This window comes from Clostridium sp. MCC344, assembly GCF_018785365.1.
In the GTDB taxonomy this organism is placed as follows: Bacteria; Bacillota; Clostridia; order Lachnospirales; family Lachnospiraceae; genus Pilosibacter.
Genome location: NZ_WQPQ01000020.1, coordinates 133501 through 157552, shown reverse-complemented (window position 1 = coordinate 157552; position 24052 = coordinate 133501). Strand labels below are relative to the sequence as shown.

The 24052-nt window shown below is 35.4% G+C and carries 39 protein-coding genes and 2 tRNA genes; all 41 read right to left on the bottom strand.

The window, feature by feature from the left end; translation table 11 throughout:
- Position 1: 1 nt before the first annotated feature.
- The 41 genes from GPK90_RS05510 to GPK90_RS05320 all read right to left on the bottom strand — a co-directional run bounded on the left by GPK90_RS05510 (position 2) and on the right by GPK90_RS05320 (position 23998).
- A complete protein-coding gene (locus GPK90_RS05510) occupies positions 2 to 403 on the bottom strand; it encodes a hypothetical protein (protein ID WP_215702444.1) in 402 nt (133 codons plus the stop codon).
- The gene (locus tag GPK90_RS05505) at positions 390 to 824 is read right to left on the bottom strand and encodes a hypothetical protein (protein ID WP_215702443.1); all 435 of its coding nucleotides are present in this window, start codon (positions 822 to 824) and stop codon (positions 390 to 392) included. Before GPK90_RS05505 ends, GPK90_RS05510 begins: the two co-directional genes overlap by 14 nt.
- 10 nt (positions 825 to 834) lie before the next feature.
- Positions 835 to 984, bottom strand: coding sequence for a hypothetical protein (locus tag GPK90_RS05500; RefSeq protein ID WP_215702442.1), 150 nt, complete (start codon positions 982 to 984; stop codon positions 835 to 837).
- Between the two features lie 12 nt (positions 985 to 996).
- On the bottom strand, positions 997 to 1413 hold the full coding sequence (locus tag GPK90_RS05495; protein WP_215702441.1) for a hypothetical protein: 417 nt from the start codon (positions 1411 to 1413) through the stop codon (positions 997 to 999).
- Between the two features lie 13 nt (positions 1414 to 1426).
- Positions 1427 to 1924: an ERCC4 domain-containing protein gene (locus GPK90_RS05490; RefSeq protein WP_215702440.1), complete on the bottom strand. Its 498-nt coding sequence runs from the start codon at positions 1922 to 1924 to the stop codon at positions 1427 to 1429.
- A gap of 25 nt (positions 1925 to 1949) precedes the next feature.
- Positions 1950 to 5243 (bottom strand): PHP domain-containing protein, encoded by a 3294-nt coding sequence (locus tag GPK90_RS05485; protein WP_215702439.1) that lies wholly within the window; start codon positions 5241 to 5243, stop codon positions 1950 to 1952.
- A gap of 16 nt (positions 5244 to 5259) precedes the next feature.
- Positions 5260 to 6822, bottom strand: coding sequence for a DHH family phosphoesterase (locus GPK90_RS05480; RefSeq protein WP_215702438.1), 1563 nt, complete (start codon positions 6820 to 6822; stop codon positions 5260 to 5262).
- Positions 6823 to 6844: 22 nt separating this feature from the next.
- A complete protein-coding gene (locus GPK90_RS05475; protein WP_215702437.1) occupies positions 6845 to 7867 on the bottom strand; it encodes a hypothetical protein in 1023 nt (340 codons plus the stop codon).
- Between the two features lie 18 nt (positions 7868 to 7885).
- Entirely contained in the window at positions 7886 to 9445 is a 1560-nt protein-coding gene (locus tag GPK90_RS19520; RefSeq protein ID WP_215702436.1) for a DnaB-like helicase C-terminal domain-containing protein, read from the bottom strand.
- Complete coding sequence (locus GPK90_RS05465) at positions 9438 to 9932, bottom strand: hypothetical protein (RefSeq protein ID WP_215702435.1); 495 nt, start codon at positions 9930 to 9932, stop codon at positions 9438 to 9440. The genes GPK90_RS19520 and GPK90_RS05465 overlap by 8 nt, the downstream gene beginning before the upstream one ends.
- Before the next feature lie 13 nt (positions 9933 to 9945).
- Positions 9946 to 11115, bottom strand: coding sequence for an AAA family ATPase (locus tag GPK90_RS05460; RefSeq protein WP_215702434.1), 1170 nt, complete (start codon positions 11113 to 11115; stop codon positions 9946 to 9948).
- A 63-nt stretch (positions 11116 to 11178) separates the two neighbouring features.
- Entirely contained in the window at positions 11179 to 12390 is a 1212-nt protein-coding gene (locus tag GPK90_RS05455; RefSeq protein WP_215702433.1) for a hypothetical protein, read from the bottom strand.
- A gap of 226 nt (positions 12391 to 12616) precedes the next feature.
- Positions 12617 to 12955, bottom strand: a complete 339-nt coding sequence (locus tag GPK90_RS05450; protein ID WP_252197351.1) for a hypothetical protein — start codon at positions 12953 to 12955, stop codon at positions 12617 to 12619.
- A gap of 15 nt (positions 12956 to 12970) precedes the next feature.
- A complete protein-coding gene (locus tag GPK90_RS05445) occupies positions 12971 to 13219 on the bottom strand; it encodes a hypothetical protein (RefSeq protein ID WP_215702432.1) in 249 nt (82 codons plus the stop codon).
- A 13-nt stretch (positions 13220 to 13232) separates the two neighbouring features.
- The gene (locus GPK90_RS05440; RefSeq protein WP_215702431.1) at positions 13233 to 13475 is read right to left on the bottom strand and encodes a hypothetical protein; all 243 of its coding nucleotides are present in this window, start codon (positions 13473 to 13475) and stop codon (positions 13233 to 13235) included.
- Positions 13475 to 13600, bottom strand: coding sequence for a hypothetical protein (locus tag GPK90_RS19380; protein ID WP_275950564.1), 126 nt, complete (start codon positions 13598 to 13600; stop codon positions 13475 to 13477). The genes GPK90_RS05440 and GPK90_RS19380 overlap by 1 nt, the downstream gene beginning before the upstream one ends.
- A gap of 43 nt (positions 13601 to 13643) precedes the next feature.
- Positions 13644 to 13732 (bottom strand) — tRNA-Ile (locus GPK90_RS05435).
- A 4-nt stretch (positions 13733 to 13736) separates the two neighbouring features.
- Positions 13737 to 13808 (bottom strand) — tRNA-Gln (locus GPK90_RS05430).
- Between the two features lie 12 nt (positions 13809 to 13820).
- Positions 13821 to 13964 carry a hypothetical protein gene (locus GPK90_RS05425; protein WP_215702430.1) on the bottom strand — a complete coding sequence of 48 codons (144 nt, stop codon included), beginning with the start codon at positions 13962 to 13964 and terminating at the stop codon, positions 13821 to 13823.
- Between the two features lie 59 nt (positions 13965 to 14023).
- On the bottom strand, positions 14024 to 14848 hold the full coding sequence (locus GPK90_RS05420; protein WP_215702429.1) for a bifunctional 5,10-methylenetetrahydrofolate dehydrogenase/5,10-methenyltetrahydrofolate cyclohydrolase: 825 nt from the start codon (positions 14846 to 14848) through the stop codon (positions 14024 to 14026).
- 4 nt (positions 14849 to 14852) lie between these two features.
- Positions 14853 to 15218, bottom strand: a complete 366-nt coding sequence (locus GPK90_RS05415) for a hypothetical protein (RefSeq protein WP_215702428.1) — start codon at positions 15216 to 15218, stop codon at positions 14853 to 14855.
- A 13-nt stretch (positions 15219 to 15231) separates the two neighbouring features.
- On the bottom strand, positions 15232 to 15486 hold the full coding sequence (locus tag GPK90_RS05410; RefSeq protein WP_215702427.1) for a hypothetical protein: 255 nt from the start codon (positions 15484 to 15486) through the stop codon (positions 15232 to 15234).
- Between the two features lie 4 nt (positions 15487 to 15490).
- The gene (locus GPK90_RS05405) at positions 15491 to 15682 is read right to left on the bottom strand and encodes a hypothetical protein (RefSeq protein ID WP_215702426.1); all 192 of its coding nucleotides are present in this window, start codon (positions 15680 to 15682) and stop codon (positions 15491 to 15493) included.
- Between the two features lie 35 nt (positions 15683 to 15717).
- Complete coding sequence (locus GPK90_RS05400) at positions 15718 to 15939, bottom strand: hypothetical protein (protein WP_215702425.1); 222 nt, start codon at positions 15937 to 15939, stop codon at positions 15718 to 15720.
- A gap of 60 nt (positions 15940 to 15999) precedes the next feature.
- A complete protein-coding gene (locus tag GPK90_RS05395) occupies positions 16000 to 16230 on the bottom strand; it encodes a hypothetical protein (RefSeq protein ID WP_215702424.1) in 231 nt (76 codons plus the stop codon).
- A gap of 61 nt (positions 16231 to 16291) precedes the next feature.
- Positions 16292 to 16681: a hypothetical protein gene (locus tag GPK90_RS05390; RefSeq protein ID WP_215702423.1), complete on the bottom strand. Its 390-nt coding sequence runs from the start codon at positions 16679 to 16681 to the stop codon at positions 16292 to 16294.
- A gap of 15 nt (positions 16682 to 16696) precedes the next feature.
- Positions 16697 to 16975 (bottom strand): hypothetical protein, encoded by a 279-nt coding sequence (locus tag GPK90_RS05385; protein ID WP_215702422.1) that lies wholly within the window; start codon positions 16973 to 16975, stop codon positions 16697 to 16699.
- 12 nt (positions 16976 to 16987) lie between these two features.
- The gene (locus GPK90_RS05380) at positions 16988 to 17902 is read right to left on the bottom strand and encodes an AAA family ATPase (protein ID WP_215702421.1); all 915 of its coding nucleotides are present in this window, start codon (positions 17900 to 17902) and stop codon (positions 16988 to 16990) included.
- Positions 17899 to 18030 (bottom strand): hypothetical protein, encoded by a 132-nt coding sequence (locus GPK90_RS19515; protein WP_346011211.1) that lies wholly within the window; start codon positions 18028 to 18030, stop codon positions 17899 to 17901. The genes GPK90_RS05380 and GPK90_RS19515 overlap by 4 nt, the downstream gene beginning before the upstream one ends.
- Before the next feature lie 21 nt (positions 18031 to 18051).
- Positions 18052 to 18927 carry a DNA polymerase beta superfamily protein gene (locus GPK90_RS05375; protein WP_346011210.1) on the bottom strand — a complete coding sequence of 292 codons (876 nt, stop codon included), beginning with the start codon at positions 18925 to 18927 and terminating at the stop codon, positions 18052 to 18054.
- Positions 18928 to 18956: 29 nt separating this feature from the next.
- The gene (locus GPK90_RS05370; RefSeq protein ID WP_215702420.1) at positions 18957 to 20330 is read right to left on the bottom strand and encodes a T4 RnlA family RNA ligase; all 1374 of its coding nucleotides are present in this window, start codon (positions 20328 to 20330) and stop codon (positions 18957 to 18959) included.
- Entirely contained in the window at positions 20281 to 20571 is a 291-nt protein-coding gene (locus tag GPK90_RS05365; RefSeq protein WP_215702419.1) for a hypothetical protein, read from the bottom strand. Before GPK90_RS05365 ends, GPK90_RS05370 begins: the two co-directional genes overlap by 50 nt.
- Positions 20568 to 20933 carry a hypothetical protein gene (locus GPK90_RS05360; protein ID WP_215702418.1) on the bottom strand — a complete coding sequence of 122 codons (366 nt, stop codon included), beginning with the start codon at positions 20931 to 20933 and terminating at the stop codon, positions 20568 to 20570. The genes GPK90_RS05365 and GPK90_RS05360 overlap by 4 nt, the downstream gene beginning before the upstream one ends.
- A 201-nt stretch (positions 20934 to 21134) precedes the next feature.
- Positions 21135 to 21311 (bottom strand): hypothetical protein, encoded by a 177-nt coding sequence (locus GPK90_RS05355; protein WP_215702417.1) that lies wholly within the window; start codon positions 21309 to 21311, stop codon positions 21135 to 21137.
- Positions 21312 to 21327: 16 nt separating this feature from the next.
- The gene (locus tag GPK90_RS05350; protein ID WP_215702416.1) at positions 21328 to 21663 is read right to left on the bottom strand and encodes a hypothetical protein; all 336 of its coding nucleotides are present in this window, start codon (positions 21661 to 21663) and stop codon (positions 21328 to 21330) included.
- A 29-nt stretch (positions 21664 to 21692) separates the two neighbouring features.
- Positions 21693 to 22055, bottom strand: coding sequence for a hypothetical protein (locus GPK90_RS05345; protein ID WP_215702415.1), 363 nt, complete (start codon positions 22053 to 22055; stop codon positions 21693 to 21695).
- 3 nt (positions 22056 to 22058) lie between these two features.
- Complete coding sequence (locus tag GPK90_RS05340) at positions 22059 to 22259, bottom strand: hypothetical protein (protein ID WP_215702414.1); 201 nt, start codon at positions 22257 to 22259, stop codon at positions 22059 to 22061.
- A 70-nt stretch (positions 22260 to 22329) separates the two neighbouring features.
- Positions 22330 to 22560, bottom strand: a complete 231-nt coding sequence (locus GPK90_RS05335; protein ID WP_215702413.1) for a hypothetical protein — start codon at positions 22558 to 22560, stop codon at positions 22330 to 22332.
- Positions 22561 to 22595: 35 nt separating this feature from the next.
- The gene (locus GPK90_RS05330) at positions 22596 to 22967 is read right to left on the bottom strand and encodes a hypothetical protein (protein ID WP_215702412.1); all 372 of its coding nucleotides are present in this window, start codon (positions 22965 to 22967) and stop codon (positions 22596 to 22598) included.
- A gap of 312 nt (positions 22968 to 23279) precedes the next feature.
- Positions 23280 to 23681 (bottom strand): hypothetical protein, encoded by a 402-nt coding sequence (locus GPK90_RS05325; protein WP_215702411.1) that lies wholly within the window; start codon positions 23679 to 23681, stop codon positions 23280 to 23282.
- A gap of 29 nt (positions 23682 to 23710) precedes the next feature.
- Positions 23711 to 23998: a hypothetical protein gene (locus GPK90_RS05320; RefSeq protein WP_215702410.1), complete on the bottom strand. Its 288-nt coding sequence runs from the start codon at positions 23996 to 23998 to the stop codon at positions 23711 to 23713.
- Positions 23999 to 24052: the final 54 nt, after the last annotated feature.

Genomic DNA, 24052 nt, shown 5'->3' with positions numbered 1-24052 from the left:
TTTACACATCTAACTCTTTATTACTTACTCGAACCTGTACATAACAGCTATCACCAAACATAAATCCGAAGCACTCAGCACCATCAAATTTATATGTGAGTACCAAACTATCCTCCAAAAGAAACAGCTCCATAAGTCTTTGTGCGAATTTTCTAACTGCTCTGCGTTGCAGAAATTTGCAATGTCTTCTGATCCAGCTACTACACCAAATCCATCCATATCCTATGCCTTCAACCTCGACCCATGTGTTATAATCTGGATCATTTTTATCGTCATACCAATATTCACAAACATCTATGTATTTGTATTTCCTGATGTCGGGAATGTCAGCATCACATCTTTTACAGATAAAAGCTCCGCATTTCTGTAGCTTAAACTCATCGATAATTTTAACTAAGTTCATTTGAGACCTCCGAATCACAATTTATAAAAATGTCAAATAACTGCTGATCTTCGGGGTTATTACAAATAACATCGATGTCCCCAATTCTATCTTTCGCACACTCTCTCATTCTTTGCCAAAAATACATAATCTTCTCATTTATAAGAGAATTATAAAGCTCTACGCATTCCTCATATGTGTCGGCGTAATAGCGACTATATTCTGCTAAGACTTCTTTGGATTTTGCGAGACTCTTTGAACCTTTTTTATACGGAGCAAAATAAGTTCTATAACCCTCTCCATAAATCTCACCTTGTACCGGTTTTTGGATAAGGCCATTTTTGTTTTTATTATTTTGCAGTTCATAAGCACACGCCCAGATAGGTTTATTTTTATGCGACTCAATTAATTTCCAAACTTCTTTTCTTTCTTTGTAAATCATACAACCTCCGCTAATCCAACAACCTTGCAAGTCCCATACCGAAGCCACAGCCAAGCCCCATAAACCATGCAGTTGTTCCAAATTCTTGTTTCAGCATCACTAAACATACAATCCATATAATCATTCCTGAAATTCCAATGATTTTTGCTAATTTCTTCATTTTATTATTCTCCTATCCGATGGTAAAACCACTATAATATTTATATTCTCGTGGTTCTTCTACTGGAACACATGTATCTGTCTCGTGATCATATTTGAACCACCAGCGTTCGCTGCTGTTAGTGGGCATATATAATCCTTCTTGAACCTTCTCGATTAGAACGTAATTGTAGTAGCATTTATCGAACCCACATAGGTATTTAGTAACTGATGAAACTGCCGTTTCATAGGCGCCGTACCAGCCAATTAGACGGCTTGTACCGAGGTCTGGGAAGAAATTTTTGACTCCCATGCGTTCACACATCATAATGGCGTAGATGAAGTCTCTGTGGATCGTCAGAGGCTGCACATTAAGGTATGTAAGTTCGTTTTGAGGATTAAGTATTTTATAGCCGGTTGGCATGTCCAGTGTAGCTGTACTAAACGTCATAGTTTTATTCTCCTTATCTTAGATAATTTTTCAGATAATATTGGAAATACCCTCGGATGAACACCCCTGAATACTGTGGATCTGGCATGAAGAATACTGGAATATGGTATTTAAACCAAAATGAATGAATCGACGCCCAAAAAGATTTTTTGTTGTATTGAGTGTTATAATTTCCGGTAATAATATCTGAATAATTTGCATTTTCAATCAGCAATACTTTTTCTTTCGGAGCCAAACAGAGTTCTTTTTCCAGACGATCTCGATCCTTTGTAAGATTACCACTAATTTCTTCAAGACTGCCCTTGCGCTCTACAATACATTCCTTGTCAAAATAAAGATCTCTTGGGATAGATAAATTATCATTCTTAGGTAACATAAAACTATAATCACCAAAGTCTAACGCTTTCTTTTTATAAGAAACCTTCCTTTTATCGAAATAGTCCGTTATGTGAGAAAACTGTTGTTCCCTTGTGTCGATAAGGATTACGATGGATGAAACGAGTTCATCCATCTCCTTATCTGTGTATTTATACTTATTAAATATCAGACTCACCATCCTCTATGTCATTTTTTACAATATATTTTCCAAGCCAATATTCAAATTTATCTGGTACTTCACGATAAATTTTCTTATCAGTATTTGGATCAGTCTCACCAGTAGGTTCTTTCTTATTCTTTTTCTCTAATGAAGAAATGTAGAGAATAGAGCATTCACAAAATGGTTTCTGATTATATTGTCTTGCCCACATTTTTACTTCTCTTATCTTCCCACTATAAACTTCATATAGATTGATATTGACTACTGATTTCTTTATATCCATACTTGTTACATAATAAATTCGCTTGCTAATCGCTGGTTCCACAATATTGACTATCCCAAGGATTTTTTGTTGATTATCCAGACGCTCTTTTAGAGTAAGCTCTTTATATGGGATCTTTAAAATCAAATCTTCAATGAGAGCTTTTGAATCCAATTTATTAAATTGTTTCTCTGTTTCATGCCCATATTTTGATAATGTTTCAAAAGGAATATTATTCTCTTTTGCTTTCTCTTTTCCAAGTTGCTTTTTATCATGAAGTAAATCATAATATGCAGCAATTTGAAGTAAAGTATTTACATCACCAAATTTTCTAAAATAATTAATTTTTATAAGATTTCCTACAATTGTTTTATTGATAGAATTAGAATATAGTGTCTCCAATACTTCTAAAAATGATTTATATTTTCTATTTCCTAATTCATAAAGGACGTTTACAACCCCTTCTCCAAAACCCTTTACACTGAATAAATTGGGATATATGTATGTTGAATTATTCTCCTCGTGGATATTAACTTTTCGATTATCTGTACCAAATTCGTAATCACCTAATTTATAACCCCAGAATTTAATAGCCTCTTTCACAAGAGCATCTATTTTGTCTTTTTTATTTTTCTCCTGATAGTGGTTAATTGCGACTTCGTAAAACATTTTTGTATAATGGGCTTTAAACCATGCCTGATAAGCGGAATCTCCGCCCATTGAATATGCATGAGGAGAATTAAAGGCATACGATCCAGAAGATTCAATTACATTCCAAACATTGCTAAAATTATCCAATTCCCCAATTTCGTTTTTCCAACCAGTTTTTAATCTTTCTTGTAGTTCTTTTAGCATCTCTGGGTGCGATCTATATTTTTTCTTCGAAATATTTTTAATTACTCCATATGTCTCTGACATCATCAACTCTAAGAATGACAAGACTTTCATAATTGATTCCTGATAAATCATGAAATGTGCCGTATCATCTAAAAGGTCGTCAATCTTTTTCTCACCAGTAGTATATGGTTCTCTGTTAAGAAAAGTATTTAATAATGATGAGAATCCTGGTCTGATCGCAGCAATAAAACTGCTTAATTCTGCTAAATTTTGTGGTTTATATTTCTTGACTCGATCAGTTGTAGCTTTTTTCTCGCATTGATTAACACAGCAGGTAATACCTTTCGCATAAATATCCCACGTCTTTTTATCTCCACTGATCATATCTCTTAATTCATCAAAAGACGGAACTTCTTTGCCAATACTATGAAAAAACTTATATGTGAGATACACGCTATCCACAATAAGAAAATCCTCTTTTACGTATCCAAATTCATCCAGATAACCGCCTTCAATTGCGGCGCATATAGTTCTTTTCCCTGTAGTCTCAGAAATGGCGCTGATTAATCCTACTTCTCTTCGAATATCACCATCGAAAATAAAATGACCACAGGCATGAACTTTCAAATTAATTGTGATTCCTTGATATTCATTGCTTTGTTTATATAAGTCAGCATATTCTGCTGGAATAAAATCTTCTACATGAATATCTTCTTTTTCATCCTCATCAGCATATTTCAAAGCTTTATTGTACTCATCAAGATATTTTGAAATCTGATTTGCATCATCTGGTTTTACATCATTAGCTCCTGCGTATAACTGCCATGCTGCTTTCTCTTTTAATTTTTCAATAGCCATTAGAGGGTAACATCCATGTTCACCTAATAACTTTTTTGCAGCTTTTACAAATGGTTCTTGTGTGGCTACATTCAAGTCAATATCTGGCATCTGTCCCGCCAATACACGTTCCTTTGTCAAAAATCTTTCAGGATAAATGGGAATATCTGCATTGAATCTATCGACAGTAGTCAAGCCTAATAGTTTATTTGTGATAAACGATGCCGCACTTCCTCTGGATGTTGTTGTTAGGATACCGCCTTCATTTTGGACAGCATCGTCAACAATAGCTTTACTTGTTAAGAAATAATCAACGACTCCAGCTTCCATAACTTGTTTTGCTTCATATCGAACGCCATCTGCTTTTTCTTTTGATTTTTCTTTTTCTTTTGCATAGGCTTTATTCAAAATTTTCTTATAGATATCACATTTTTCTTTATACGATTTTCCTTTAAAAACGCTTGGAATTTTGAATTTTCGATCAAGAACAATCTCTTCACACTCAGGAACAAAAACATTGGTGTTCATAATTGCTTCAAAGATTTCTTCTCTGTTCAATATCCCTTGTTCTTCAAATCTTTTAATAACCGTAGCCGTATCAGGATAGTCAAGATACCAACCTTCCTCGTCAGGATATTGTACTTTCTTATATTTAAGGATCTGTTCTCTTTTGATCGAATTTTCTTCTTTTACATAATGACTATCAAGTCCACATATAATCTGTATATTATTCTCTTTGGCGATACGAAGAATTTTTTTATTCAATTCTTTCTGCTTATCGGTATTATGGTATTGAACTTCCAGGAAGAAATTATCGCCAAAATAATCATGAATTTTTAACCAAATCTTTTCAGCATCTTCATAATTCCATCCGGCAACACATGCAGAAGTTACAATTACATTATCTTTTGGAATGTTGAATAATAATTCCAAATCAATTCTTGGTTTGTAATAATATCCATCAATATTGGCCATAGAAAGAGCAAAATTAATATCACCTCGTCCTTCTGCATTTTTCGCAGCGATAATCATATGACAGTTTGCTCTATCTTTTTCTTTTCGGTCTTTTACCCAATATACTTCAGAGGAATGGACATATTTTAGATGGTCATTTTCTGCAACTTTATATACTTGAAATTGATTTCCTTGAGATCCATGTTCTCCTGAAAACAAACATTTTGTTTTAAATTCTTTTATTCTTTTTGCATAGTTTTCTATAGACTCAGCGCAGTCAGGTGTTGATGTATTGCTGAAATCTTTATGACAATGATAATTTTCAAGATATAGATTTTCTACATAATCTTCTGCAGAATAAGGAAATTCAAATGATAAAGTTGGGATTATTTTTTTTATCAATTCAAGATCAGTAATATTAATCTACCTCCTCAATCTCATCGCAAATAGCCTTAAGCACAAATGTTCTACCAAGGAACCCTGAATCCAGTGTACAAACTGCTATAAGCTCATCCCCCATTAAACTGTGGTCTTCCATCTCGTCAAAAGACCCAGTAAAATTCCATTTAATAATCCATAAATAGTCACTTGGCTTAATGACAAGATGCTTGTAATCGCTCATTTGCCCAATGGTATACTCTGAAATTCCAGTCAATAAAATCTTAATTGGTTTGAATCCAGTCCCCGACACTTTATCTATTTTCTTAATTATGTTTACTAAATTACGGGAGATATCAGAAACATCCAGACAAATATCAGTTTGAACGGTAGAATCGAATTTAAGATCTGGCATTGTGCGTTCAATGTAATCTATAAAATCAGACATGTTTGATTTCTTAATTGAAATACCGGATGCAAGTTCGTGGCCGTCCGCTTTAGCAAAACCACTATCATTGCAGATAGCTCTGAAATCATCGACACCAACAGCTCGCATGGATCCTGAATAAAGGTTTCCATTATCTTTCAACACTAAAACTGGTTTCTGATATCTTTCAAGAAGTTTATTTCCAAGCAGACCACCAACTCCGTATGGAGAATCGATGTACGAGACAATCATTTTATTGGCTTTTTGTTTTTCGCATTGCTCCAAAACATCAGGCATAATTCTGTCTACTTCCTGATTTTGCGCTTCTTTACATTTCTTTAATTCTCTTATACAAGCTAAAACAGATTTATTCTCATCCTCAAGAAAGGCTTTCATCGCAACTTCATTTTTGCCCATTCTATTCGCTGCATTCACGATTGGAGCAATGCTGAATGCTATTGCTGTACTATTAAACTCAAAACTGCCTACAATCTTTTTAATAGCGGGATTATTAATCTTATTTAATCCAGTTGACACGATGTATCGGTTCTCCATCACAGACATATCCATCATATCTGCCACAAGACCACAGGCTGCAAGATCTAAAAATTGGTCTGCATAATCTACTCCCATTTTTTGATCCAGATATTTACAAAATTTCCATACAACACCAGCACCAGAAAGCTGTGGGTTTCCATATTCTCTTTGTGAAGAAACTAAAATAACAAACTTATCATACGGTTCTTCAACTGGAATTGCATGGTGATCTAAGATAATAATATCTTTGCCGCTATTATGCAGTTTCTTATATTGCGAAACATTTTTATCCAGGCTATCTACAATAATAATCAAATCTGAATCTGAAAAAACATCAATATCCTGTCCAATTAAACCGTGTTGTTTACCCTGATCAATATATGTAAATGGCTCAACAGAAAAGTTTTTGAGATACCGCGTCATAATTGTACCGGAAGTAATTCCATCTAAATCAGTATCAAAAAAGACTGCAATTTTTTTATTATTCTTGATAGCGTTTATTAAACAAGTTGCAGCTTCGTCAATTCTTTTAAGTAGACTTAGAGGAAGAAGTTCATTTTCGGTCGGATTAAAATAAGAATCCGGATCACCGATTCTTCGTAATTCTACAATTTTTTCGAATATGTCTTCTTCGCTCATTCCTCTGCAATCAGCTAAGTAATTATAATTCGTCCTCATCATCTCCAATCATTACTATTTCTTCTCTTATGATTTTTTCAAAGACCTCTTTCCCCATGTCTGTAGGTGAGACCTTGCTTGGATATTCTCGCTTTTGCCAGTTCCAATATCCAACATCCAATTCAGAAAATCTGGAATATCTTTTTAAGACATCAATATTTTTTAAAATATTTTCTTTTTCATATCCTTGATCATGTAAAAAAATCACCTTCTTAGGATGGAGCGAAAGAATCAATTTTGCTTGTTGAATACTTAGGCTTCCACTCATCAGCGCAAGAGCATTTCTATACCCATATGAATAGCACTGCATAACAAATTTCTCAGCTTCTCCTAAAAAAATTGTTCCATCAACCAAATATTGATAATTTTGTGAATATCCGAATAAAGTAGTGCTACACCGACATGGAATTGAATAAAAATACTTCATATCGCCATCTTCAACTTTATAGTTAAAACGCTCTTTGACTCCTATTAATTGCCCAAGTGAATCTCTGATAGGGATAACAATTCCTTGGGATTCAATGTCATATCTTATTCCAAAATATCGTTGGGATTCTAAAGAAATATGATCTCGTAAAAATCGCAAATTTGGAACATACTCGAATTGATTAAGAACCGACTCTTCTTGAATTTTAGATTCTGTAAATGTTCGTTTCCTGATTCTTTCATAAAAACCACCAAATATTCCTTTTCTATTAAAAAAATCATAATAGTCAGTAATATTTAAAATCTTTTTTGTGGCGTTGAGAATATCTACAAATTCAAGATTCCTTTGGGTGGCGATATATGAGAAGATATCCTTATTTATATTTCTGGCATAGTCGTGAACATATAAGTATGAATTATTTTCCAGCCGAATCACTATCGATTTTTTAGAAGAGTCAGCATCTCGACCAAACTGTATATAAGTCGGTCTTATTGCAATATTACAATAGCCGAACTGTCCTAATAGTTCTTTAATCCTTTCAGGATCTTTAAGTAACTCTTTTTTAATGTCTTCTAACATATATCACCACCGTGAACATTATTTTATTTCGCCATGTTTAAAACGTGCCTGGGCCGTCTCTCTGAAGATACAATGATCCCCATCAAATTTAAGAATATATCCAATTCCGTTATCACTTGAGTTTGCACCATTTCTGCATTTCTCAACAAACAATGCACGATATACTGCAGTCGGATCGAGATGATATTCTTCTTCAATCCATTTATCGTTGACTTTCTTCAACCTAAAAGGACGACAATAATATTTGCTCTTTTCATCCAATTCTTCATCATATACCGTCCGCATAAGGAATAAATTTTCGAGAATTTCTTTTATCTGCTTTGCATTACTTAATACTGAAGCATCAAGAAATAATTTACCCTTCATATATTCTGCCAACTGAACTGAGGCGAGCATAATCAAGTTATACTTTTTTGCAAGCTTATCTAAAGTTCTACTATCTCGCACTAAGGAGAGATCCTGTCTTTGACCTTGAAAATCTGATTCCTGAATTTTGAATGTGTCGTAAAGAACAGTATCATACCCATACTTTAGGGCATTTTCGCGGACTTTCTTTTTTACAACTGACATATCAGCATCGGCAATAGTAATAAATTTCACTCGCCCTTTATAATTCTTTCTCCAAAATTCTTGAACATCTCGAAGTTGCTCCCTACTAACCTTATCAATGTCACCTGTAGACATCTTTTTCTTTGTAAGTTTAAAATATCGATTGCGTTTACCGAGAAGCCAGATCATAAACTTGATTTTATATTTCTTAACCGTTTCTTCGTTTGAAATTATAAGAATTTTTCGATCATAATGAAGAAGTGCCATGATGATAGTAACCCACCAGGTAGACTTTCCAGCCGATGAAAACCCTCCCATCATGGTCAGAGTTCCTTCTAATAGACCCATAATCTGCTTAGAAAGAAACGGGAAACAATTCATTTCTTCGCCATTTTTATCATAGCCAGCGATATCAAACGGGACACCATTTTCTTCACCGTCTTCACACGAGTCAATAAACTCATCATCGAAGTCAATTTCCTCTTCTTCAAGAACCTTGCTGGAATATCCTGTTCCGTATCCACTAATCCTTGACTCATACCAATCAGTGACTTCTTCTGCCGTCATTTTCCGAAATAATTTTAAAGGTACGACTTTTTTACCGTTTATATCGATCTCTTTTAAAAGATTAAAACCATCATCACTCATGTGTAATAAGATATTCTCTCTGTAAAGAATGTCTATGTATGTGTCGAAGTTCTCCACGTTAATAATTTCAATCTGATGTTGAATTGATTCCCAACCACCGATATCTTCATATCGTTCAATAACATCTTCTGGGAGGTTTGATAAAATGGTAACCTCGTCTAAAGAATAAAAACCTTTGTCTCGGAGTACCTTTAACATAGAAAAATAGAACAGACCGTCGCTGGTAATAAAATCCTTTTGTACAAGAGATGTATCATCAATAAGTAGCATATCTTTAAAAAGACAGCTAATCACATTGCCCTCAGTTTCAATCCTGCCTTTTAATAACTGTGCGGGATATTTTTCTTTTACACCTGTAATAAATTCAGCTATATCACTCACCGACTTCCTGTTCAATTTCAGCTAAACTTCTTTTTTTATTTTTTCGCTTGTATTGGATTTTATCTGAATCATCCACACAGATTTCTTTACGAATCGGTTCCTTATTTAACAACTTTGATTTGGAATAATCTTGAATAGAATTGCCCACGACCACAGAAAAGTACCGGATTTTCCCGTACTCTTTATCGAAATCCCGATGCGCAATAGAATATAAGTAATCAAAATTTTCTTTAAGGTAAGAATATAATAACTTATATCCGTACTGAGAAATAAGCGGCGTCATTTCTTTAAATAGCGCCGTGTTAGTAACTACATACCCGAAAATTTCATTGATCTGTCCATACATTAAATTCTTATCTTCGCGTTCTTCACAAATTTTCTCATATTCTTTTTCATTGCAGTAGTAGGCGTTTTTCTCGCCTACTACCACTTTGAATGCATTGTTTCGATCAATCTTTTGACCACAAGCTCTGCATTTTACCAACATAATGATATTCTCCTTATCTCATCATGTCATAGATTCTTTTTAAACCATCCTCATCTACATCAACAAGTTTTCCGTATTCTGCAATCACATCTCTAACCTTTGCCTTCAAAACCTTATCTGTGCATTCTTTGAACATTGTGCGAATCGTGCCGGAAAGATCTGCCGGATAATCAGAATCTTCATCAATAGAATCTTCCAGCTCATCGTCAAGTTCATTGACTTTGGATTTCGCATCTTCTTCAAACGGTACATCAGATTCCACCTCTGTAGCCTGAGCTGGTGTTGGCTGTGTGGTTTTTTTCATTTCGTTTTTAGTAGTTACGGGATTACCCATTTCCTTTGACTTCTTAATCGCGTCCTTAAGAGCTGCAATTAACTCATCTGCATCCAGCGGAATCTCATTTACAATTCCTGCAAATCTGGACTTAGAATCAACACTGTAAGAATCGTCTCTAAATACGATCTTACGTTTTTCATCTTTAACCTTATTCACAGTTACTTCTTTATGAGTGACAATATTAGTACGACCAGTTCCTTCTGTCTCAATAGACCTGTCTACACAAGCCACACCAACAACATGAACTTTTGTTTTGAAATCGTTGAAATATCTCTGCGCCATATTAGAGGTTAAGGTTGTGTATGCTGCGTTTGTAATCGGATCAATGATATCCTTAGTCTTTGAATGGCATGTATACCATACCTTTACACCAACTTTTCCTAACGCCCTGACCTTATCATAAATCATATTAAATACGACATCATATCCAGCACCAAATCCACCCTCAATGCCATTTAATGTCTTAGCCGGTTTGAAATTTTTATTGCCGAGATTCTCTTTATTCCAATTTGCAATAGCCTGTGTTTCCGTACACTCTAAAAGCTGGTCAAGCGTATCTGCAATAACAACTTTAAGGTTTGGATAATCTGTGTCTTTATTCTTAATAATGTCGTTACATACATCTGTAAATTTCTTGAAATTCGGAACATTTTCATAAGTTACACCCTGAATTGCAGATACACCCTCCTCGTCTCCTGTATTTAAAAGTAAGTATCCGTCAGGACCAAATTCTTTCTCACAAACCTGACTAATTACTGTTGTTTTACCAACACCAGATTCACCACAAATCATAATAGAATAATCGTATAAGTTGTCACTAATCACACTTCTTTTTCCGAAAGCCATATATGTATTTATCTCCTTAAATTATATTATTTTGTATAGTAAGGGGATTGCTCCCCTTACGGATTATAGTTCATCATCATCAACAGCGTTTTCATCCTGGAATAAATCTTCCTCGGTGTTTTCATCCTCTTTTTCAAGTGGACGGATTACCATATCGTCATCGGTGTATACCGTGTCCTGACGTCCTTTGGTAAAGCCTTTGGCCGGTTTTACAAACTGATATTCTCTAATTCTTTCCCCATAAACACTTCCACCGAGTTCTGCACGAATATCGTCCAGAGTGATCAGTCCACACTCCAAATCTTCTTTCTGATCATCGGTAAGCATATCCTCCGTGATTTCTGTCTTCTGGGCACCATTGAGCATATTCACAACGACACCATATTCTTTATATGTGTCATCCTCTACGATGAACTTATGCTTAATACGTTCTACCTTCTTTTTTTCTTTTTCATCGTCATATACCGCAGGAATCACAATGCTAACCGGAACCGGAATATTTGCCCTTCTATTGTTGTCGTATTCCATCATGTGACCAGAGACATAATATTTACCTTTCTCTTCAACAGAGCCTTCATCTAAACTGTCTGCATTAAAGATAAGATTAATTGTCGCCGTAGAATATTCATCCTCGTCATCATTCGCTAAATAAATGCGGCTTGGTACATAACTTTCATAAACCTGCTGCTTGTTTTCGGAATACTGGTATTCTCCGTTACCTCTGATGTGGAATTTTGCGTCAGTATATTTACCGCTATCAACGACTTTTTTAATAAAGTCCATAAAATCCCATTCAAAAATAAATTCATGGTGCTTCTTATTACTCTTTTCGAGTGCAGATGCGACTTCATCAACACTCTCCAACCCAACTTCTTTAAGAGCTTCATCAGTTACATCTTTACCTTCGTGAACATCATCAGCCAAACGCTGTAGTTTATATCTACGGCCTGGCTTCTCAAGATCAAAAACAAACTTCTTATATTCTGCAACCTCTGCTAATAAAGGAGATGTTAAGCGATCTTTGAATGGAATTTTTAATAACTCACCCTTTGTCTTCTTTCCATCAGCACCTACAGATCCCTTAGAAAAGGTATATACATCACCGTCAGGAAATGCCCCTTTCTGAATCGTCAACATATGTCTGTTGTCTCCGCATGTTACATTAAAAAGTAACTGCCTTCTCACCCATCCAGATTCATATTTGCTTTCTGTAAATGGTTTAAATTTGTCGGTTTCTTTTCCGATACTTAGTTTTCCAAGCATTTCAAAATTCATAAAATATACTCCTTATGTATAAAAATTATTTTCTTTATCTCAACGCCCGCATCTCATTGATACAGGCGGATCATCAGGTCGCTAATATGTAAAAATCTATCTAAAATAGCGATTTTGGGGTACAAAAACCCAAGGGTGCGCTATTTTCACCCTACCGAAATTTGGTATTATGTTTTATTTTTTGAATTTTGATCCGAACCGGATCAGGAACAAATAGAAAGCCTAATTAGTTATTCTCTGTTTTCTTTTTACTTTTAGAAGATGTTTTAGCTGCTTCCATCAGTCGCAGGTTATCATTAATAAGAAGTGCCATTGCCTGATCTGCTGTAAAACCTACATTCATATATGCATCATAGGCGTTCTTAGACACTCTTGCTTTTGTTTCTGGGAATTCTGTATTGTTCGCATAGTCTTTATAGACTCCCAGAAGCTCATGCAGGATACCATACACGGCTGGTTTATATAAATCAATTACCTGTTTTACGAGTTCTACTGCCATCATAGGATCCTCTTTTGCTGCACTTACAAGTGCTTTTGTTGTTTCATCATCCATGTTGAAATTCATCTTTCATCGTCCTTTCTAAGCTTCAATTTCAGTAAAATTTTTCCTGTTTTTGTACCATTCAGTATTTTTTGTTGATTTATCTGACACTTTCAAAGCCATTTCAATCAAATTTTTTGCCAGATTCTTTCTGCGCGTTTCTGCGTTTGGTCCAATTGCCATACAGTAGTTGTAGCACCAATCAGCGCTGTTTATTTCGTGCCCATACTCAATCATTTTGGTAAGGCGGTATGTACCTTTGTCTGTTGTAATTTCTGTGAACTTCATATGTATTATTCTCCTAATCCCTATTTACAATTAACATAGAAGAAATGACATGACAAATCAGGAAAATAATTCCACCAACGGTACTTCCAAAGATGCATTTTAGGGCTGATGTCCCAACCATTAATCCTGTAAGAGTTCCTGCGTCAAACGCAACGCAGCAAGCAATAATCGGTTTAACAAACATTAACCAACCACCGACATATAGCCCTAAAACTGCTCCAATAACCCAGATAATGATTGCAATAATTCCTCTCATTATTTCTCCTTTTTCTCCTCTTTTTTCTTCTTTGCGTTGACTCTTTCAGCCTTTTCTTTTTCCTGCTGATTTGCCATTTTTCTCATAACGCCTTTAAGTTCTGTCATTTTGCATGTGATTCCCATAATAGAAATCCTCCTTTAAAATATTTTTATTGCATTGCTGCAGTGCGAACTCTCGGAGTCGAACCGAGTTTAAACCTTGCCAGGGCATACGGCTTATAAGGCCGTGACTCTTACCAGTTGAGTTAAGTTCGCATAACTGGGCATGTTGGATTCGAACCAACGAGTGCAGGAGTCAAATTCCTGTGCCTTACCGCTTGGCAAATGCCCATTGTCTATATATTTATTCTCTTTTCTGACCTCGATTTTCCAGAATTTTTCTTTCCAGCTCCAACCGCATTTTTCTAAGTTCGTCTAAGTTCATATGTAAATATTCTTCTGGAATCTCGAAATGGTCATTTTCTTGTATCAGATCTTCGTCGTTCATACTTTTATTCTCTTTTCTGGTGTAGCACTGAATCGAAATCCAGTACCACACCATATTGTTTATTCTCTTCCTATTACCACATTGTTCAGTAGCATAGCCACTGTCATCGGGCCAACGCCACCAGGAACCGGTGTGATAGCGGATACAACGTCTTTTACATCATCAAAATCCACATCTCCGCAAAGCTTACCATTCTCGTCTCGGTTGATTCCTACATCGATTACAACAGCACCCTCTTTAATATATTCTCTGTTAATCATCTTAGGCTTACCCACTGCAACGATCAGGATATCGGCTCTCTTGCAAACTTCTTTAAGACTCTTAGTGTGCGAATGCGCAATCGTAACTGTCGCATCCATTCCGAGCATCAGATGTGCCATTGGCTTTCCTACAATATTACTTCTCCCAACGATTACACATTCTTTTCCTTCTACCTCAATGTTGTATTTTAAGAGCAGTAACTTAATACCTAATGGAGTCGCAGGAATATGTCCGACAGGATAATCATGCATTAATCGCCCAGCGTTTTTATCTGTAAAACCGTCAACGTCTTTCTTCGCTCTGATCACTGAAAGAACTCTTCTTTCGATTATCTGTGGCGGCAATGGAAGTTGTACAATAATTCCATCTACTGATTTATCACCATTTAATCTTGCTATATGACCGCACAATTCAGTTTCTGAAATATTCTCCTTAAAGCGCTTTACTTCACACTCAACGCCAACATATTCACAAGCTTTAACCTTATTCTTGATATATGTATTTGACGCTGGATTGTCACCCACCTGCACGATCACAAGCTTCCGATGAATTCCAGAATCAACAATTTCCTTTAAACGGTCTTTTTCTTCTTGAGCCGTTTCTTTTCCATCTAATAGAATCATATATTTATTCTCCCATCTCCCAGTATTTTCTTCCTTCGAGAATATTAATAATAGAATTCTTATCACGCTCCAATGCGAGACAATATGATGATTTACGCATCGCATCCATATCGCTAATAGGTTCTTTTGAGAATTCTTTATCGATCATATCGTCGAGTGCTTGTACAAACTCTTCCAATCTGTCTCTGAGTCCGTCATCGACTTGAATACTTGGTTCATCTTCTTTATTATTCTCCGAAAATAATCGCGCCTCGTTTTTATTTAGCCATTTCTGCCATGATCCACAAGACCTACAGTATAGACCAATATTCGAACCCTTCTGTTCAGTAAATAATGATAAAGATCCGCATTTTCTACACTTCTGAATCATATGTTTATTCTCCTTAATAATCCCAGGTTTCTACTGGATCTACTCCCCGATCTCTAAGCATATCTACTTCTCCTTCGAGATCTTCGATCTCGTCATGTAAACTGTCAATTTCAGAACTTAACTCATTAATCTTCAATGCGTAAAAATATTCAATGGCTCCAGCGAGATTATCATTGAAATACTCTTTAACTAATCCTATGCAATCTTCCATATCCAGTGGAAACTCCCAGTTTTCTCCAATAAGAACTGAAGTCGGATTCTTAACCATATAATTATTTTCCTCTCGTATATTTTGTTATGTTTTCTTTTATAAGATCCTCGAATGATTGTAAATAATCACATTCTTCTAAGCAGCACATGGCATCATCATATTTTTTTAATATACATGTTGTTCCACAATAATCATATTTTCCAAATATGCATTCCGAATAACATTCTGGCATTTTGTCAACAATTATCTTCATTTTTATATTCCCCTTCGAAAGCAAAATTTCATCGGTTACTCAATAACAATTTTTGCATTAATAACCAAAACTTCTGCCGAATCTGCAATTGCATTTATTTCATTGTTTTCAAAATCTACGATTTTATTATTATAGTATTCGTCTGATGTGTTGGACTTTACTTTCATGCATAACCGATCACTATACATGAAGCACTGTCCTACTAAAACATCCTTAATTAATTTTCTTTTCCCGCCATAATTGTTTATGATCTTCACTTATTTCTTCTCCTTTTTTCGATTCTATTCTTATACCATGTAAAAAACATACTGAACCTCTTACTCGGCAACAATTTTAGCATTTACTTTTTTTACATGTGTACTTGGGGTAAAATCATCCAGCTCGTTTTCTCCTAAATTTACTACCAAAACATGCATTGGCTTATCGACGACTATATCATCGAAATTATTTTTTATTACTAAAAATAATTCATTTGCAAACTCAAAACAATCACCAACGTCAAGTGTTGAAACTTCCACTTTTTCACTATTTTTTCTCTTAATTTTCATTTGTTCTTTCTCCTTTTGAAACGCAGGTTTTAATCATTTTTTATCGATTAGTATTATTCTCCTAATCAAGTTTTCTAAAATCAAATTCAGCACCGCATGAACATTTAATTCTACCAGCCAACCCTAATGCGGTAGGTGCGAAAATATAGGTATAACTTGCTCTTGGGTGTTCCTGCATCTCGTGCTTATATTTCCACTCGTAAATACGCTTACTTTCTTCTTCGGTAATAGGAAAACCTCTGTAAACATCCTTCTTTAATTCATCATATTTATGCTGTAAATTCTGCAATTCTGTGTCTTTATAATGTTCACTTTTGAGGCGTTTATTTTCTTCCACAAGGCTTTTGATTCGCTTGTCCTGATCAGCATTTCTTTCCCTCAGAGACTCAATGCATCTATCAAAATCGAGCACATGCTTGGCTTTGCCGTCTTCCCACTTTGTATATTCCATATGACTACCTCTCACCTAAAACGATATGTGAATTTCACAATCAACATTGTATGTTTTCCCGTCATAATTGTATGAAAATCCTGGCTCCAAATAAATATCTCTAAATCCACAAACGAGATTGTTTTGCTCGTCGTGAATTAGAATGTTTTTATCTCCGAATTTTTCTTTTACGGCTTGCAACAACTCTATAAGATTTGATACCGTATACGGACCATCCAAATCTTCATTTAAAGACAAAGCAATCGTATCCTTGCCCATAAATGATTTCCATTTTGTTTCTACAATCTTACCCATATGATTATTCTCCTACGCCATAGCCATATCGCATTCATGGAAATCTAATAACATCTGATACTTTTCTTCTCCGAATCGGCGCTGCCATCTCTTCATAGTTCTCGTCGGTTCGCTCCAATTAAGGTTCCAACTGAACGGCAACATATGATAATTGATCAGGAAACAGATGTCTACAATATCCTCTTCATTCGGCTTTAATGACAAAATTTCATACGAGCCGACGTTCTCATGATTGTAATAATGAGCTATACCGTTTTCATCGATGGTCTGTGTAAACAGTTTTCCGACATCATGCAGTAGTGCTCCAGCATACCATGGCTGTCTGTATCCTTTGATGTCGAAGAACATGTCAGCCGCAAGTTGACAATGCTCATCTAAAGTAAAAGCATGGTACGGACTTTTCTGATCATACCCTTTCATCATCTCATCGAACCTATACGGTCGATCTTTAAATCCACCCTCAATCCTAATCTCCGTCCAACCTTCCTCCTTGAATGGAATCTGGAACCGACTGCGCTGGTGTTCAATCACCTCATCAGGAACCGGCCACTCACGCAGTTTGTTATCAACCAGACACTGCTCATACGGTTTTGGAACGATCAGGCAAATCTTGTTAATATCCAGACCGTTCACTTTGCCCAGAATAGCTCTACGGGACTTCATAGTAATATTGGTTGCATCTACGATTACATTCTTATGTTTCTCCAAATTCTTGCGGATTCTATCGTGAAATACTCTAAATACTTCGTCGTTCTTACTCTGATCCGCACGGTTTCCGTCGCATAATTCTTCTCTAATCTCATCAGAAGAGATAATCACGCTGCCGGGAATCTTTTTCTGATACTCTTTTGCAATGGTGGATTTTCCACTTCCGGAAAGCCCGCACATAACATAGAGTGATGGTTTATTGTTCACAAATTCGCTCATACTTCTCCTTTTACGACTCTTTCATTTACACTCTCGACAAAATCATTAATTGCCTTATAATCCGGATTTTCAGGTAGACTTGTATTTTTCTTCGCATAATCTAAACGTTTCTCATATTCATCTACCATTTCATAAAACTCTGGGATTGGCTACCGATTGGCATCAAGATATTTACCATTTCGAATATCCATAAGAAGATCATGCTCTTTGGCTCTGTAAGTAATAATTCTCTCTTTTTCAAGAATGTCTAAACACATCAAATACAATCTGATAAGATGCATCATATGCTTTCCCAACTTATCCTTCTGGATCGCTTTCTCGTTTCTTTTACCAATTTTGGCATAGGATTTTACGATACCCTGCATCTCAGACCATAAATCTTTGTAATCTCTTAGTGGATAATGTTTGAGGTGAACGTCCATGAAGATTTCGGAGTCATATCCTTCCTGAACTGCTATATCAGTATAGAGTTTGATCGCATCTTCTGGCATAGTGAAGTATCGCGCCTTAAAATCATATTCTGCATGTTTAATGGTATTCAGAATGTATTCTTCATTTTGTGCCTGTCCAACTAATCTATTAGCTTTATTCTCCATCCTCCGCAACTGCTGGTTCGCATATCCGCCAAATGAATATACTGCCCGTTTAGATAAAAACAGGTGAGCATTATCAAGTAATTCCTGACCAATGGATGACACATAAAGATAGTGTTCCTGTTTGTTACCAAGCTCCTCAATGGTATTAGGATTGCAATTAGAAAGCAGTGTAATCAACTTATTGAAGGAATAAATTGTAGTGTCGGTTTCTTCATTTACAAACTGCTCAAACTTTTCATTTGTAAGCAGTTGTCTCTTTGTGTTTAATGCACATCCGCGAATGTCCAGATCAGAGTTTTCGGTGTTGGTTCCATAGGCATAGCTACCGCCAAGAGTTAAAAGAATAATATTCTTTCCAAGATTCTTATCAGTTTTCAAGAAATCATATTCTTTTGACGAAAGTTTTGTTTCAATGTCTTTGATTGTCATTTTTACCTCGTTTTTTTTCTTGTTCCCTGTTATTCATTCTCATTGTTTGCAAATAATTTTCCATAATCCTCGATACCCATATCTTTGAGTTTTAAATAGCCAGAACCATTATGTTTTTTTAATACATTAATTGGATCTCCGAGATACAAAGATCGACAGAATCCGCGATATTTTTGGGGAACATTAGAATCGACCCAAATCATAAATTTCTTTTTATCGTTCTTTGGTGCTTTATTATAATATTTTCTAATGATGTTCTCAGTGTCACAAATATAATTAAAAACAATATTTGCAACTCTTTTTACATTGTCATGATAAGCTTCTGGAAGTTTTGAAAGAAGGTCGTCGAACGTATCATCTGCAATAGACTTAATGGTTAGATTTATTGAGGATAATTTAGATAAAGCTTTATGGATATGAACGTAGTCATTGTACTTGACTTTAACCTTATACCCATCAATGTTAATGACAAACCCTTCTGCTTCATCAGAAGATTTTTCATCAAGTTCTGCCATTACCTGGCCTAATGTTTTATCAAAAATCTCCGTTGTCGGAATATTATAAACATATGCGACATCTAAAACAGAACGGTATGGTAACTCTCTGCCGTCATTATTGTTTCTCACGCCAATCAAATATAGTCCCTCTTGCTCTTTTTTATATTTAACAACATGAGCGTCTTTAAGCGAAATATATTCAAAAATAAAAGTCAGACCAGGGTGTTCGGTCAGCATTCTCTTATAACCTGGACGCAAATCAAGCATTCTATAACCTTCCTGCAATCTCCATGAATTACTTGGATCAATTGCCTGACTTCCAGCCATAATAATCCGACCATCATACCACGTTGCCGATTGCATTGAGCCATCAAGTTTATTAGAAAATTCAACATTTGTCGCGGTAGCAATTCTGCGTTCTACATTCTCCAGACGAGTTTCTTCAAGTTCATTGATGTTAAAAAATTTCTTAAATGGTGCTAATACAATTTTATCATTTACAACGTCAATAACAACACTCCTGCATTCTCTATAAAATCCGCTATATCTGTCCCAAAAATCCTCGCCAGAAGACTCGATCTCACCGTCATATACATTACTATATCTGGCATATCTGATTATCAAAAACTGATTCCATTGATTCATTTCCAAGCAAGAAATAAGTTCTTCATACTGCTGGAATTGCTTATCTGGGAATTTTTCAATTAACTCTTTAACCCATCGTTCGAGACATGTTTTTGATTCATCTGTATAGCCAGACTTATAAGAATAGGTTGGTTCGCCAATTTTATTTTTATATGTATTTTTTATCTCAATAAATTTATTTAACACAGGGTTCCAGCTCATTTTGTCTCCTTTACTCGGTTGCTGGTAAGGCAGTTGCATTTGAACAAAATTGATTATCATACGGATGATACTCCAATTTGATCTCACTGAGTTTTTTATAACATAAAGGTGCCTTACCCCATTCTGCGTTAAAATCTTCTTCGCTATTAACTACCGAATATTCAATTAGTACATCTTTGTTTGGAAGTTCAATCATGTTATTAATTCGCACTTTTTCCACTACGCAAATTGAAAATGGATCGTATAGCCTGAAAATGTGGTCGCTACCGAAATCAAGGAACCAAGTTTCTAAATCCGTCATAAATTATCATCTCCTCCCCAACCCATGTCGTCATCATCTTCTGAAAGTCTTTTCGAATCCCATTTGTAATCATCCTCTTCGAATGGGATATCTGTTTCATACCAATCCCTCGCAACCAACACGTTATATTCTCCGTCTCCATCGTATTTAAATATAATTAGAAAGAGGTCTCCATATTTTGTAAACCAATAATATTCATTCTTGTCACTCCGTAGCCACTCAATTCCTCGCTTTATTTCATCTACGACTTTCTGATTTGTAACCTCCTTAACACCAATTTTCCCTGTTTTTGTTCTGTAAAAATGCGCAGGTAACTGGATATTATCTTTTGTAAGAGTAATGCCTTGCAGCTCTTCAACCATAGATTCTTCTCCACAGCATGGACAGGTTACAAATCGAGCACCGAGCCAACCAATATGAGTATCTTTTTTTGTGATTTCAAGCTCAGAATTACACTGGTCACAATATGTAATAAAAGTATTTTTCTCTACTTTTTTATTCTCTATTTTTTTATAATTGTTCTGAATTACTTTCGTGCTGTTATACCTCCTGAAATGCTTAATTTAACCTGTTGGATCAATTCCTGCAATAAACCCTACAACTGCCATTACAATATAAAAATGTCCTGTAGTTAATGTTACATTTACAAAAAGCGGTTGCAGTTCGTTAATAAAGATTTTATCAACTCCGAACATTGTCAGAATAAATGCAAGAACTAACCCACAAATTAACCCAATCATTATGTTTTCTCCTAACTCACGCTATAATCATGTTGCAACTCTCTGGTGTCTCAATTGTCTCATCACCGTCATATGTATGAATATAAAATGGTGTCCCTTTGGGAATCCAAGCTAATTTTTGTCTATCCGGTTCTCCACTTGGCCAGTTGTATCCAATACTTTTTAAGAAGTCCAACATGTCGTAGAAATCTTTGTTGGACTGCCAGAACTCTATAACTCTTTTATCCAGAGCCAGCCGATACGCTTCTTCACCTTTTAAATTGTGCAATTCAGCATCGTCGGTACTCCAAAAGCTTCCATATAGTACAGCCAGTTCACCCTTCTCATTGTACAGTCTTTCATATGTTGCCATATAATTATTCTCCTTTTGAAAGCGTAATTTTAGTCACACGTATAGGTTCCGTTCTTATAATTAACTCTATAATTATATTTTGCGCCAAACAATGTTTTAACAGAGAATGTCACATAATTTCCGTTTACTATAAAATTAGGCTCATCAGTGATAAAATCAAAATTTAGTTCTTTTAATAAAATGGAGCGTTCTTTCCCTCCTTCATAAACGTACAGATATGCATCTTTCCCAAAAGTTTGACGAAACAAACCTGAATCGATTACGTGTGGCACCTGGTTAAGCTTAAATCTTACTTTTTTATTTTCTCCAAGTACAGATAAAATTCTTTTTATGGACTCCAGGTTTTCCTCTAATTCCTCTATTCTTTTTAAAAGCGCTTGATTTTCACCCATAAATTATCCCACCATCTTATTTACTTTTTCCTGAAGTCTATCGACAAATTTTTGTGCAGCTTCTTTATCTCCAATAGATTTGATTGGACACGGCGCCAACGCGAAAGTAGCACCATTAAGAAATTTTTCATTGCCTAAAGCCTCAAAATATTTGTACGCTACTTCAAAATCAATTTTCTCGAAATCTGGCATCATAACGATCATGTCGCCCTTCTGAGGATGTAACTTTTTGATCTTAATCAGTGTATTTTTATATAGTTTATTTCTCTTTCTTTTATTCATAATTATCCCTATTTATTTCAAGCTCATGATATAAGTCGCATCTCGATGTAATCATCGATGCAATTAACATTCCATGAATCATTGCCATTTTACATTCCTGTTTATTTTCGTCTTTGCTAAAATATGTTGTATCGAACATTTTTGATAGCTCTTCTGAGCCAATATAATCAAGCACTTTTCTCTGAAACTTGGTCACTTCGATAAAAACCTTTTTATTTTTCATAACTATAAACTCCTCGAAACAGATTTTTCATCGTGTTACCATTCCTCTCTTTCACAGTCCAAATTTGGAAAGAAATTCGAATCTTTGATGAATTCATCCCAACAGCAGCATCCCATTTCAAGGTCATGAATCCAGTTAATTAATTCATGTAAAGCATCGAAAAACTGCTCTTTTGTTGGTTTATAAATATACCCGATATCAAAATCGTCATCGTCTCGTATGCCTACGCCGATTTCATATTTAGACCATGAAAAAAATGGTTTGTCATACATAGCAATTAAGATAATTCGAGGCTTTCCGCAAAATACTTCCTCATTATCGAATTTTATATTTGCAATTATATTGACATACTCTGTTCCCTCGACGCATGTTTTCGAAGGTGGGTAATAATATTTTACAAATTCCATTTTTTGTTCCTCTTTGTTTGTATTTTACACGTCTAATATCTTCATCATCGTATTGGCTTGCTCATTTACCGTCTCCTGCAAAACATTGTTGTTATGTACAAGACAATGAATATACTCGATAAGCTGCTTCTTTGTGAAACTCATAAGAGTAGAATCTGAATATTCTTTCTCCCATTTGATCGGAACTGGATCAGGCTTTGGAGGGATATAGTGTGCGCAATTTTTTTCATCTATATCGTCCAGCACTCTACATATTTCCCGGAAATGACACTCCAAATTTTGACAAGTCGATGGTTCATAATTCGGCATACGCTACCTCTTTCTGTATTTCTGAATATCCTCTTTTCTGGCGAGTTCGCAATTATGCCATAAAGTTCTCTCTCCGCTAAAAGACCAGCTCGTTGCTCCATAGTCAAAGGTCATATAATATCCGTTCTTTAGTCCAGCATAATATCTTTTCTGCTTATTTATTGTAAATGCATCCCAGACCAAAACCGGTGTATCTACTGGAACCTTATACCAGTCGATTTCAAATTCCTTATATTCAGAATTCGCCCATTTTTCTAATTGATCTACGCAAGTGCCAGGATGAAAATCACAGTCATTACAGTTTTCCATACCGCATACACATGGCTTTCCATCTGCTACGCCAAGGGTTCCCCCACTTGTCGCGATCTCGATAATTTCTTTTGCAAATTTTTCTTTATTTAACATCTAAATCTCCTTTTGAAACTAAAAATTCATTAGCATTTCTCAAACCTAAAAATACTATTTCTGGTCTCTACAATCACAGTATTATCATCCGGCACATAAACTCTTTTTACACGGCTTGTTGCCAAGATAAAAGTGCTATAATCGCTACCGTCCCGATCTTTTACATAATGTATAATCATCGGTAATCCTACCTCTATATTCTCTAAATCAAGCTCCACTGTTCGTCCTACTCTATGTATATATCTGCCGTCTTCGCGGTCAGTCCAGCGTTCTCCGCATGTGCCAGAATGCTGAATCCTTGCAATTTTATATTCCAAATTTCCCCTCCTACGAAAGATCGATTTCATCGTTCATTTTCATAAAATAAGTAC